The organism is Erwinia sp. 009765445 (assembly GCF_058137865.1).
The window spans coordinates 401,523-414,299 of sequence record NZ_JBYUWC010000001.1 but is presented as its reverse complement, the minus strand read 5'-3'; the positions used below and the strand labels follow the sequence as shown (position 1 = coordinate 414,299).

Genomic DNA, 12,777 nt, shown 5'->3' with positions numbered 1-12,777 from the left:
TTAAGCGTCATTAAGAAAATTCTGGCACGACGCTTGCAATTATCTCACTGCACCAGAGTGAAAACTTATTTCTTACCGCCAGTGACAATGGCATTCGGGGATCCGTGACGGAGGCAAAATGAACTTAAGACGACTCAAATATTTCGTGAAAATCGTCGATATCGGCAGCCTGACCCAGGCAGCAGAAGTCCTGCATATTGCACAGCCGGCGCTCAGTCAGCAGGTCGCAACGCTGGAGAACGAGCTGGATCAACAGCTGCTGATCCGCACCAAGCGCGGCGTGACGCCTACCGAAGCCGGAAAAATCCTGTATTCGCATGCACGTACCATCCTGCGCCAGTGCGAACAGGCTCAGACGGCGGTCATCAATGCCGGTCAGTCACTGAACGGGCAGGTGTCCATTGGGCTGGCACCGGGTACGGCGGCGTCATCACTGACCATGCCTTTACTGCAGACCGTGCGTGAGCAGTTCCCGGATGTGCTGGTTTACTTACACGAAAACAGCGGCGCTTCGTTAAACGAAAAAGTGATGAATGGCCAGCTTGACATGGCGGTCCTTTACGATCGTGCTCCGACGGCCGGTATCACCAGCATGCCGCTGATGAAAGAAGAACTTTATCTGGTGGGTGCCACTGACTGTCCCGGACAGAACGTGGACCTTGCAGACGTTGCGCAGATGAATCTGTTCCTGCCCCGTGATTACAGCGCCGTGCGTAAACGTGTCGACGAAGCTTTTTCTCTGCGTCGCCTCAGCGCCCGCATCATCGGCGAAATTGAATCCATCGCCACGCTGACCGCTGCCGTTTCCAGCGGAATGGGAGTGACGGTATTACCAGAATCTGCAGCCCGTGCGCTGGTCAGCTCGACCAATGCCTGGATGGCGCGCATTAACAGCCCGACGCTGAATCTGCCGCTGTCACTGAACGTTTCGGCCCGTTTGCCGCTGTCTCCATCGGCACAGGCGGTAAAAAATATTCTGCTGTCGCTGCTCAACAAGCCGGTAGTCGAAGATCGCGAACTGATGTTGGTGAGCTAACCCGTCTCAAGGGCGCGCGCTGGCGCGCCTCACTTCTTATCGCGAAAAAGCATATAAAACCTCTTTTTATTATTTGTTGCTATCAATTTGCGTCTTTAACATGATGTGAACTGACTGATAACAAAGAGAGGAACGCGCGTGAATTTTCAGCAGCTTAAAATTATCCGGGAAGCGGCACGCTGCGATTTTAATCTCACCGAAGTGGCCAATACCCTGTTTACGTCCCAGTCTGGCGTCAGCCGCCATATCCGCGATCTGGAAGATGAACTCGGCGTGGAGATATTTATTCGCCGTGGTAAGAGATTGCTGGGGATGACCGAACCGGGCAAAGCACTGTTGGCCATTGCTGAGCGCATTCTCGACGAAGCCGGAAAAGTCCGTCGTCTTGCCGATGTATTTACCAATGAATCCAGCGGCGTGCTGACCATCGCCACCACGCATACTCAGGCTCGTTACAGCCTGCCCAAAGTGATCAAAGCTTTTCGCGCACTCTATCCAAATGTTCGTCTGGAGCTGAATCAGGGATCGCCACAGGAGATCGTGTCGATGCTGGTGGCGGGCGAAGCTGATATCGGCATTGCCAGCGAGCAGGTCGTCAACAATCCTTCACTGGCGGCCTTTCCGTGGTTCAGCTGGCACCATGCTTTGCTGGTACCAAAAGGGCATGAGCTTGAGCAGGAGCAGCCCATCTCCCTGGCTACATTAAGCCGTTATCCACTGATCACCTACCGGCAGGGAATTACTGGCCGTTCGCGGGTGGATCGGGCTTTTCACGCTGCGGGTCAGACACCGGATATTGTGCTGAGTGCACAAGACAGTGACGTGGTGAAAACGTATGTCGAGCTGGGTTTAGGAGTGGGTATCCTGGCCGACCAGGCCTGCCAGCTGGATGAGCATTCCCCGCTGACCCGGTTGGAAGCCAAACATCTGTTTGAGTCGAACACGGTCTGGCTGGGACTGAAGCGAGGACAGCTGCAGCGCAACTATGTCTGGCAGTTCCTCGAACTGTGTAATGCCAACCTGTCGCTGGAGGAGATCAAGCGTCAGGCATTGTCGGTAGAGATCGAGGAACCGGCGATCGATTTTCAGATTTAGCTTCAAAGCCCTGCTATCCGTCGGGAACTCTGACCCGCAACATTTGCGCACAAACCGACACGGCGTCCCCGCTTAACACCGACTACCCTTTATAAACGTATTTCCCCTGACCGCGTTCGTGGTCAGGTTCTCCCGTTTTTGCGAGCTGTAACTGAGAGGATTCCACTATGACGACCAAGCAACCTGTCTGGTTTATTACCGGCTGCTCTACAGGATTCGGACGTGAACTGGCTAAAGAGGTTCTGAAGAAGGGCTTTAACTTGGTGGTGACCGCCCGTGATAAAGCGAAGGTCAGCGATCTGATTTCAGGTCAGGAAGATCGCGCGCTGGCAGTGGCACTGGATGTCACTGACAGCGGCAATATTGAACAGGCAGTGGACGCGGCTCTGGCTAAGTTTGGCACTATCGATGTGCTGGTGAACAACGCCGGATACGGTTATCAGACCTCGGTGGAAGAGGGTGAGGAGAAAGAGATCCGCGCCCAGTTCGATGCCAACGTCTTTGGCCTGTTTGCCATGACCCGGGCGGTGCTGCCGGTGATGCGTAAGGCGAAAAGCGGCCATGTTATCAACATTACCTCGGTGGCCGGACTGATTGGTTTCCCGGCTTCCGGCTACTACTCTGCCAGTAAACATGCTGTGGAGGGCTGGTCTGACTCGCTGGCCGCTGAAGGGGGGCCATTGGGCATTAAGGTCACCTGTGTTGAGCCTGGACCGTTCCGCACCGACTGGGCCGGGCGATCGCTGCGCCAGACCACCAGCAGGATTGCTGACTACGCTGAAACGGCTGCGGCAAGGATGAAGGAGACTTCAGAACGTAGCGGCAGACAGCCAGGCGACCCCTTGCGTGCTGCGCAGGCGATGATTGCCCTGACTCAGGAGGCAAATCCTCCGCGTCATCTGGTGATGGGAGCTTTCGGTTATGAAGCAGTTACTGCAAAATTGAAAGAGCGTCTGCAACAAATAGAAGCATGGAAAACGGCTTCCATTGGGACTGATTTTCCGAAATAAGTCTCAGATTTAGACTCAACTTAATAATATCCCGTACGCCCTGTTTTATCGCAGGGCGTTTTTTTATCCTAAAAAATACAGCTAAATGAATATGTTTTTCGATAATAAGTAATATTTCACTCCGGTTCCGGGAGCTTTGCAGTGGATATCAATGGTTCTGAAATAATCATCATAGCAGACCAGTCTGTAATCCACTGTAGGGTGAGAGATCCTGATGCTGCAATTAGTTATTTGCACCCAGTTTTCTGAGGTGCTGGCTGGAAAGGATTAATCACGGAAAATCAGTCAATCTTCTGTGAGCGGAGAAGGTCTGATTTTTGTGGTTCTCAGATTTTAAATCTGGAACGAAATATATAAAAATGAGCGCGGAAATATATCTATGTTTAAAGTGATAGTCGTATGACTGCATGGCGTAAAGATCGCATCCACATAAGGATGACAGCAGGGACGAATATTTCGGACGATCAGAATAACTGCAGTAATAAAAAATAAGGGAATAATCAAGGCAAGTGCTATGGACTGCCATCAGAAAATCCTACCCAGGGATTTACTCAGGTCTTGTTGACCCGTCAGAATCCCCTTAGCATGTCAGAAATAGTAATTCCTCTTGTTGCTGTGAGTTGCAGTAATAGTCGGGGGTTGAGCTGGAGAACTGCGTTTTCACTATTTTATAAGCGAAGCAACAAAACTGATACATTAATGCCCGGCAAGTTAATGGTTTTTTTAGGTAAGCTGGTGAGATGAATCATGTAAAACAGAAAAGATATGTTCTGTCTCAACTGCAGGCGCTGGACTGAAAAACTGGACTGAGAAATATGTCACCGTTTCCCGGTTACCATCCGGTGTCTGCGGGAGAAGAGAATGATTAGTTTTTCTTATCAATTCACCGGATCACATTCCATTTTTATCTGTAACAAAAAAGCTCATATATCTACACCATTTAACCCACTCAATAATCAGATCCAGCGTTATCTGTTATTTATATTAATGCTAACCTGTTATTTTTTGGTAAATGAAAAAATAATCTATTTAATAAACGCCATTATGGCGAAAGATGCCCAGACGGAATCATTTCTCATCTGTGTAGTTTTATCTGTTATGGACCTGTCGGGAGCGTACTGCAATCAGGATCGTGATCGATCATGTATTATATTTTGGTATTGAAATCGGTAAGTAATGTGAATGTAATTGGCCTTAACTTGTTAAAATATAGGTTAATTTATCATTCTTCCCCCGCTGCGCTCTCTGAATTCATCTCTCCAGGAAGGATGCTGTTAAGAGCCAGCCTGAGATTTTCCTCACGATCTTTCAGGCAATAAATATAGGTTTTTAACTCCGGAAACGAGCGTTCGATGGTGTAATTCAGGTTATTAGTCAGACAGTATTTGTTTTTATAGTAGGAGCCCATTGATTCACTCATCAGGCCCACGGCATCACCGCTGCCAATCAGGAACAGGTAGTTATCAATGTCGTCGACAATGATAACCTGCGCAGTGGGGCATAGAGTAAGAATTTTCATATGTGCAGTTTTTATGTATTCATCGTGGAAACCATTTTTAGGAATGATGACGGGGATGTTTTTCATATCACTGAGTTGATAATTACCCAGTTCAGTCGACAAAAGATAACAAACTGGTTCGCTATAGAAATTTAATGTACTGATCCCACTTTCAGAGATTTGTCGATGTGAGATCACCGCCTGAATTTCACCAGAGAGAAGAGACTCAAGGGAATGACTGGCATCACTTGAGCAGTAAGAAACGCACTCGGTTTTCTTTCTTTTTTTGACCACAATATTAAAAAGGAAATGATTAAGATTTTCCACCCCAATCATAACGCTTCTTCTGATGGTTAAATTAGTCGTTTTTTGTGAAAAGCTGTCTTCAATTTCAGATATTTTCATATAATACGGCATTATTTTTTCATACAGCTCCAGTCCTTTTTTTGTCAGTGTGAAATCATGATCTGTTCGTGAAAAGAGTTTGTATCCCAGCTCATCTTCGAAAAGTTTTATTCTTCTTGATATAGGGGATGAAGTCACAAAAAGAATCTCTGACGCTTTTTTGAGAGATTTTTCTCTCGCCACGATAATAAAACATTTCAGATTAGATGAAACAAACATACGGCCTCCTTATAGGGGTAATTAGCGCCTGATTAAATCAAGTGAAATATAGCACACTGTAAAGTCGTCAAAACGGGATTATTCTTAAGATTAATCGGCTTTTTTGCAGTTTTTTCATCATGATACTATTTTTTAAAGGGTGTTATTTAATTTTTGACCTTGCGGGATTTTGGGCCTGTACATACGCTTTCAGTGTCTGAATCAGACCCGCGTAACCATTATCAGCACCAGGGATTAAAATAATTTAAAACGGCAGTGAAAGCAAAAAGGTTAACATTTCTGAAAATATTGGTGAATCATCCGTTTTTATCATGAAAATTATTTCAAAATTTAATAAATGAGAGGTACACAATGAGTTCGAACAACGATAACGCCAAAGCAGTGAATGCCGCCGCAGCGGGAACGGCAATGCTCGGCGCGGCCAGCAGTCTGAATGTGTACGACAGCAGCGGCAAACTTGTGGACTTTTCAAAAGTGGTCATTGAGCTGGCCAGCAGCAATGGCGGAGACGGAAGTTTCACCACTCTATTCTCGATAGATGAACTGCGTGCAACTGAGCCGAACAAAGCTGGCGAAATTGCGGTAGTGTTGCAATACCACCGTACTTCACGTGTTGGTGGCGGTATTTTCGTCTATGACCTGGAAGATACCACTTCTGCCGACGATAAAGGCACAGTCTTTGTCACCCCGAAAGGTGCCCGCTGGAAGCGCTACCTCTCTAATTATGCTGACCTGACTGTAGGTGACTTTGGTGCGATACCGGATGGTAAAACCGACTGTGTGGATGCGGTTACCCATATGTGGAACTGGTCACAGCTCACTGATAACGCCACCAATAGCAAGCCTAATCAGAACATTGGTATTCGCTTCCCGGCTGGCCGCTACTTTATTTCGAAGTTTGATATCTCTGCCAATGAAGTCGGGCGCTTCCGTCTGGTGGGTTCACACGTTAACTTTGGCTACTATCCAAGCACCACGCTGGTGTCTGATGGTAAAGCCGGCGAATACATGTTCCTGATTAATGCCCGCTGGATGTCCATTTCCGGCCTGTTGATTGACGGTCAGGACAACACCAAAACCAAAGGCTTCCTGAAAAATATCGATCCGGGTGGCCAGTTCGTTCGCGTGACCAGCATGTCGTTCAGCAATATGGGCGGTAGATGTCTGGATATGTTGGATACGCTCGATTGCAAAATTGACCAGTGGTATGCCAGTCACTGCTCGGCCACGGTCATTTATGCTACCTGGTCCGGTCGGGCAGAAGGTGTGTGGGATCACATTACCGCAGTTGAGCTGACTAACTTCAACGTTCAGCACGGCACCAAAGCTAATATGATCGATCTACAGCGTGCCGGTCAGTCAATTATCCGTAACGGCTGGATTGAACACTGTGAGTATCCGGGCGATCTCTCAAACGGCCAGTGGATTTTTGATGCCTTCAACCTTGAAACTAACGTTAACCCGCTGAAACTTAACTCAACCCGTATTGTGTCTACCCAGCTCAATATGCAGGCTGGCTCGACAATGGATCTTACCCCCGATCCGAATCCGTGGTTGAGTAAATATGAAGATGGACAGCTGTGGCTGGAAAACCACGGGATGAAAATCGATGGTTCACTGAACTACCAGTACCTGACCTCGCCAGATTTTATAGATAACCGTACCAATGATGAAGCCTGGTTCCATGTGTCCGATCTGGAAGTACCGGAAAATACCACGGTAGTGAATGTCCGTCTGCTGGGTTCGTCGCAGTTCATTGGCATGAGCGACACGCAGACTGATTACACCACCCGTACCCCGGAAGGCGAAGCGATTATTTCGTTGCAGAATATCAACGGAACTTTCATTAACAGCTGGTCAGGAACAGGATCGATCCCATTAGTGGGGGTCAATGTAAAACACCTGGCGACCAACAGAGTGCGGATCTACGTCAAACTGGCGAAATACACCGGATTCTGCCGGGCGTGGTTTACCACCACTTCCTTTGACCGTTTTGCCCGAGGTGTTCGTTTCCGCCTGGAAAAAGCCTACACCAGAGTGACCGATACTGAAGTGCTGGAGGATCTCAACAGTGGGACTTCAACCACCTTATTCCAGCACTGGATGGGGCGTGATCAGGTTGGTATTGGCTACAACAACAACAACCAGCTACTGATGCGTGGTCAACTGGTGAATACCTCCAGAACCGGGACCTCAACCAACAGTCTGCAGGTGTTCGTCAACGGTCAGCTTTATGCGATTGAGTTGAAGCCAATCACCAGTTAATAAGCTAATTTATCCCAGCAATTATTGATAAACCGGTCCGTAATGGCCGGTTTTTTTCGTGTTAAATAATTTGCCAACAACAGCTATTTGTTATGCCAGAAACTCGCCGAGATGCTGGTATTATTAATGTTAAATGTGATTTTGAATATTTATTTATTATTTATCTTGTGTTGCATGGATGAGATGTTAAGTGACGTATTTATTGGGTTTTTATTACTGTTTGTATCTGTGTCAGCAATAATTCTTTAATTTTCTGATGCAATCATTATCACAGGTAGTAAATTCAAAGAGTTACCAATATTTCAGCGGTGCTTTTTAATTATTGAAATTGAGTATATATCCTCTGGGCGTAAAATTAATTCCAGCAAAGTCATTATGCAGGATAAATGGTGGCTTTACTCAGGCGTGGCGTTCGCCGTAGCGCTGTGTAATTAACAGCATATGAAGTTACTCTCAATAATTAAATGGAGTGGTTATGTCCGAGAAAACACCTTCACTACAGAGTAGTGAAAATAAAATTGTGATGGGCTTCTGGCACAATTGGGCGCCAGAACCGGGCCAGGGATATAAACTGGGTCGTTTTACTGAAATGGCGCTGTCAGAAATTCCCGTGGAGTATAATGTTATCGCCGTTGCTTTTATGAAGGTGCTGGATAACAGCAGTCGGATTCCTGATTTCAAACCTTATAAAGGCACGGAAGCTGAGTTCCGTCGTCAGATTGACCTCGTTCACGCCCAGGGTCGTAAAGTGCTTATTTCTCTCGGTGGTGCGGATGCACATATTGAGCTGCACAGTGGAGATGAAGTGGCGCTGGCAAACCGCATTATTGCACTGACTAATCAGTACGATTTTGACGGGCTGGATATTGATCTGGAACAGGCTGCTATTACTGCTGCTGACAATCAGACGGTTATTCCTGCGGCACTGAAAGTGGTGAAAGATCATTTCCGTCCGCTGGGTAAAAACTTCACCATCAGTATGGCTCCGGAGTTTCCTTACCTGGTGCAGGGCCGTGAATATAACGCCTATATTAACGGACTGGAAGGTTATTACGACTACATTGCACCGCAATTTTATAATCAGGGTGGCGACGGTGTTTATGTCGATGGCGTGGGCTGGATTGCGCAGAATAATGACGCACAGAAGGAAGACTTCCTTTATTACCTGACCGAAAGCCTGGTCACGGGTACCCGTGGTTTTATCAAAATCCCTCATGACAAATTTATTATCGGTCTGCCGACTAATAATGATGCAGCTGCCACTGGCTATGTCATTGATCCGCAGGATGTGTATAACGCGCTGGCACGACTGAAAGCGGCAGGACTGGATATTCTGGGCCTGATGACCTGGTCAGTGAACTGGGATGCCGGATTCACCCAAAGCGGTGAAGAGTATGCATGGGAATTTATTAATCGCTACGGCTATCTTGCCGGGGATGGCACGGTGCCAGAGCCAGAGCCAGAGCCAGAGCCAGAGCCAGAGCCAGAGCCAGAGCCAGAGCCAGAGCCAGAGCCAGAGCCAGAACCAGAACCAGAACCAGAACCAGAGCCAGAGCCAGAATATCCGCAGTGGACTACCGGTGTGCGCTATCACGACAACGATCTGGTGCGTTGGGGGTCAGCGGTCTGGGTCTGCCTGATGGTCCATGACTCCAATATCTACTGGGCGCCGAATGTGGCTACCTCCCTGTGGCGTGAATTTACTCTCGCTAAAAACTATAAAGGTATTAATACCATGACTGAACGTTCTTCTGACATTATCAGCACCAGCAAATCCGGCTCGATGCTTCGTCACGGTCACATATTCTCACCCGCATCACGCGCTTATATTGCCTGGCAGGAAGGGAAAATTGATGAGGGTATGTTGAACCAGCGTGAATGCGGTAAATTTTTCCCTGCTACCGCCAGCGGGCTGACAGATGTTGTAGCACCGAGTGACGTCACCAACTTCGCTCCGCCACCGGACGGTAAAATTGCCAGTGCCAATCAGGGCAACGGTAATTTCCTTGATGAAGCGGGCACTCACTGGCAGAAACACAGCGTGGCTTCTGCCGAGATGTTAAAAATTTCCTGGTATTACTCGGCGCTTCACGATACTCGTCGCTGGAATTACTTTATTACCCGCGAAGGCTGGAACCCTAATCTGCCGCTAAGTCGTGCGCAGTTTGAAGATCAACCGTTCTACAAAGTAGAGCTGACTGAGCAACCATACTGGAGCCACCATGAGGCGCTGAATCCGCCGCAGCCTACCGTGCATGATGTGATGTTGCCGCAGCGTTCTGGTTACCATGTGATCCTGGCCGTCTGGGAAGTGGCAAATACCGGTAACGCCTTCTACCACGTGATTGACCTGGATTTCAGCGGTGATGATAACGGTGGTGAAGTGACCCCTGTTGCTCCGGCAGGCCTGCGCGCCAGCAGCGTGACCACCAGCAGCGCAACTCTGTCATGGAATGCTTCTGTGACTACAGCTTCAGCCTACCGCCTGTACCGTGATGGCAATCCTGTTGGTCAGACTACCGCGCTTACAATCACCGACACCGGCCTGAGCGAAAACACCGCTTATGGTTATGCAGTCAGCACCATTAATGCTGCGGGTATCGAATCCGCGCTGAGCCAGGCCATTGTGGTTACCACCAGTGGCACGGTTATCCCGGGTACTCCGCCAACGGCACCTACTCATCTGCACAGCATGGGTACCACCGCAGATACGGTGAAGCTGATGTGGGGTGCATCAACCAGCAGCGGCACGCTGGCCGGTTATATCGTCTACCGTGATGGCAATGAAATTACCCGTACCGGCGTGGCGCAACTGAGCTATGACGACACCGGCCTGAAGGCGGAAACGGCTTATCGCTATTTCGTGGCCGCTTTTGATTCTCAGGGCCAGCTGTCTGTGCCGTCGAACGTGCTGGCAGTGACCACGCTGGCTGACGAAGATAACGGCGGTGGCGATCTGTATCCTGAGTGGAAGCTGGGTACCTTCTATCCAACCGGCGACAAGGTCAGCTATCAGGGTAAAAACTGGATCTGCCTGCAAGCTCATACTGCCCACGTGCCGGATTGGGCACCGGGTGTGGCTGAAACCCTGTGGGCCCAAATTGCCTGACGGGTAACTGATAACAGGCTGGCCAGAGGGAACTGGCCCGCTTGCTGTCTCCGGCCGAATCTGTCTGAGGTTGTCAATGATGTCCACACTACACAGCATCCTGGAACATTGCTCAGAATGGATCCTGGAGTACTTACCCGCAGTATTCTCCGCGCTTTCCTCCATGCTGATTGCCTTTTTTATGGGCATTTATGACAGCAAACCAATCTGGAAAATCGTGTCAGGCCCCTTTATCTGCGGGATCTTCACCCTGGCGATTTCCGGCTCTCTGGAACATCTGGGCCTGCCCGAAAATGCAGTCAATCTGATTGGCGGCATTATTGGCTTTGTCGGTGTGGAGAAAATTCGCGAACTGATCGAAGGCAAACTGACTAAACGCCTGGAAGGAGAAAGAAATGAAAATCAGCGATGACGGCATTCAATTTATTAAGCAGGAAGAGGGCGAAAGGCTGAGCGCCTATCTTGATTCAGTGGGGATCCCAACGATTGGCGTCGGCCATACCGGCTACGTTGATGGTATGCCCATCGCCAGAAATACAGAGATTACTGCGGCAAAATCCACCCAGTTGCTGTTGCAGGATCTGGCAACGGCAGAACAGGCCATTACAAAGAACGTCACCGTAACCCTGACGCAAAATCAGTATGACGCGCTTTGCAGCCTGATTTTTAATATCGGTGCCGGTTCTTTTGCCAGTTCAACGGTAAAGAAAAAGCTCAACACGGGTGATTATGCCGGGGCTGCGGATGCTTTTCTGATGTGGAAAAGGGCGGGAAACAACCCCGATATCCTGCTGCCACGCCGCCAGCGTGAGCGTGAGCTGTTCCTCCGTTAACCATCGCGGGCCTCGCCCGCAAATTCATCTCCCCGACATCTTGATTTAACCCCTCTGTCACATTTCCCGCGCACCATAGCCGCAATCAAAAGTACTCCGGGCAGGCACTCCGCTTCGGGCACCTCCATGGCGATTGAGGTTATTTCACATGCTGAACTTATCCAGACATCCGACCACTGTTTATCAGGCGATAGCCGCCCAGCTGGAGCAGGAACTGAGCAGCAACTACCGCTGCGGCGAGTATCTGCCCTCAAAGAAACAGCTTGCGGAGCGCTATGCCGTAAACCGCCACACGCTCCGCCGCGCCGTTGACGAGCTGGTTAACAAAGGACTGGTTCAGCGCCGTCAGGGCGTCGGTATCCTGGTACTGATGCGCCCTTACAACTATCCGCTGCATGCGCAGGCCCGCTTCAGCCAGAACCTGATGGAGCAGGGCAGCCATCCAACCAGTGAAAGGTTGCTGGCGGTGCTACGCCCGGCTAATGGCGAAATTGCCGCCGCGCTCGGCCTGGCGGAAGGCGACACGGTGGTTCGCACCCTGCGCCGTGTCAACGACGTGCCGGTTTGTGTGATCAACCACTATCTGGCCGATCTGCGCTGGTGGCCAAAGCTGCAGCAGTTTAACAGCGGATCGTTACATGAATTCATGCAGCGCGAACTGGCGCTGGATTTAAGCCGTAAGCAAACCCGTATCACCGCACGCCGCGCACAGGCCAAAGAGAGCAAGCTGCTGGAAGTGTCACTGCACTCTCCTTTGCTGTGTGTCCGTACGCTGAACACCTGCACCGGTAGCGGACAGCTGGCGGAATACTCCGTCAGCCTGACCCGCGCCGACATGATCGAACTGACGCTGGAGCACTAAATGGAGTCATTGAAGGCAAGACAGCACTGGCTTTCGGTACTGGCGCACTGCCAGCCGGAAACCCTGCTGACGCACTGGCAGCCGCTGGATCTTCACCCAGAGTATGAGTTGCTGCGTACGCCGGAAACAGGGTTAACCCGCCTGCAGGCGAGGATGGGAGGCACCGGCCGTCGCTTTATCCTCGGCGATACGACCGTGACCCGCGCTGTGGTGCGTCTGCCGGATGGTATTTGCGGCTACAGCTATGTGATGAGCCGTAATAAAGATCACGCCGAATTGTGTGCGCTGATGGATGCGCTGCTGCAGCAGACCAGCTTCAGTGAGCTGATCCAGCGGAGGATCATTACCCCTCTGGCTGCTGCCCGCCAGGAAAAACTCACACTGCGCGCCCGGGAAGTCGCCAGCAGCCGCGTCGATTTCTTCACCCTTGTCCGGGAGACAACTA

Annotated in this window: 9 protein-coding genes and 2 pseudogenes; 10 read left to right on the top strand and 1 reads right to left on the bottom strand. The window is 49.8% G+C overall.

What is annotated here, in order from left to right:
- Positions 1 to 118 precede the first annotated feature (118 nt).
- The 3 genes from nac (at position 119) to AC3Y5R_RS01900 (ending at position 3,141) form a co-directional block, all read left to right on the top strand.
- Positions 119 to 1,036 (top strand): nitrogen assimilation transcriptional regulator NAC, encoded by a 918-nt coding sequence (gene nac / locus AC3Y5R_RS01910; RefSeq protein WP_158783471.1) that lies wholly within the window; start codon positions 119 to 121, stop codon positions 1,034 to 1,036.
- Between the two features lie 138 nt (positions 1,037 to 1,174).
- A complete protein-coding gene (gene cbl, locus AC3Y5R_RS01905; protein WP_489919893.1) occupies positions 1,175 to 2,131 on the top strand; it encodes an HTH-type transcriptional regulator Cbl in 957 nt (318 codons plus the stop codon).
- A gap of 167 nt (positions 2,132 to 2,298) precedes the next feature.
- Positions 2,299 to 3,141 (top strand): oxidoreductase, encoded by an 843-nt coding sequence (locus AC3Y5R_RS01900; RefSeq protein ID WP_489919892.1) that lies wholly within the window; start codon positions 2,299 to 2,301, stop codon positions 3,139 to 3,141.
- 1,222 nt (positions 3,142 to 4,363) lie between these two features.
- Here AC3Y5R_RS01900 and AC3Y5R_RS01895 read toward each other — a convergent pair.
- A complete protein-coding gene (locus AC3Y5R_RS01895) occupies positions 4,364 to 5,263 on the bottom strand; it encodes a LysR family transcriptional regulator (protein ID WP_489919891.1) in 900 nt (299 codons plus the stop codon).
- A 351-nt stretch (positions 5,264 to 5,614) separates the two neighbouring features.
- Here AC3Y5R_RS01895 and AC3Y5R_RS01890 point away from each other — a divergent pair, with 351 nt between their 5' ends.
- The 7 genes and pseudogenes from AC3Y5R_RS01890 to phnG form a co-directional block, all read left to right on the top strand.
- Complete coding sequence (locus AC3Y5R_RS01890) at positions 5,615 to 7,528, top strand: hypothetical protein (RefSeq protein ID WP_489919890.1); 1,914 nt, start codon at positions 5,615 to 5,617, stop codon at positions 7,526 to 7,528.
- A 475-nt stretch (positions 7,529 to 8,003) separates the two neighbouring features.
- Positions 8,004 to 8,999, top strand: a pseudogene (locus AC3Y5R_RS01885) (chitinase); the annotation flags it as partial.
- Positions 9,000 to 9,167: 168 nt separating this feature from the next.
- Positions 9,168 to 10,637: a lytic polysaccharide monooxygenase gene (locus AC3Y5R_RS01880; protein WP_489919926.1), complete on the top strand. Its 1,470-nt coding sequence runs from the start codon at positions 9,168 to 9,170 to the stop codon at positions 10,635 to 10,637.
- Positions 10,638 to 10,713: 76 nt separating this feature from the next.
- A complete protein-coding gene (locus AC3Y5R_RS01875; RefSeq protein ID WP_489919889.1) occupies positions 10,714 to 11,049 on the top strand; it encodes a phage holin, lambda family in 336 nt (111 codons plus the stop codon).
- A complete protein-coding gene (locus AC3Y5R_RS01870) occupies positions 11,033 to 11,470 on the top strand; it encodes a lysozyme (RefSeq protein ID WP_489919888.1) in 438 nt (145 codons plus the stop codon). The genes AC3Y5R_RS01875 and AC3Y5R_RS01870 overlap by 17 nt, the downstream gene beginning before the upstream one ends.
- A gap of 148 nt (positions 11,471 to 11,618) precedes the next feature.
- Positions 11,619 to 12,332 carry a phosphonate metabolism transcriptional regulator PhnF gene (gene phnF / locus AC3Y5R_RS01865; protein ID WP_489919887.1) on the top strand — a complete coding sequence of 238 codons (714 nt, stop codon included), beginning with the start codon at positions 11,619 to 11,621 and terminating at the stop codon, positions 12,330 to 12,332.
- Positions 12,333 to 12,767 (top strand): annotated as a pseudogene (phnG, locus tag AC3Y5R_RS01860) (phosphonate C-P lyase system protein PhnG); the annotation flags it as partial.
- Positions 12,768 to 12,777 lie beyond the last annotated feature (10 nt).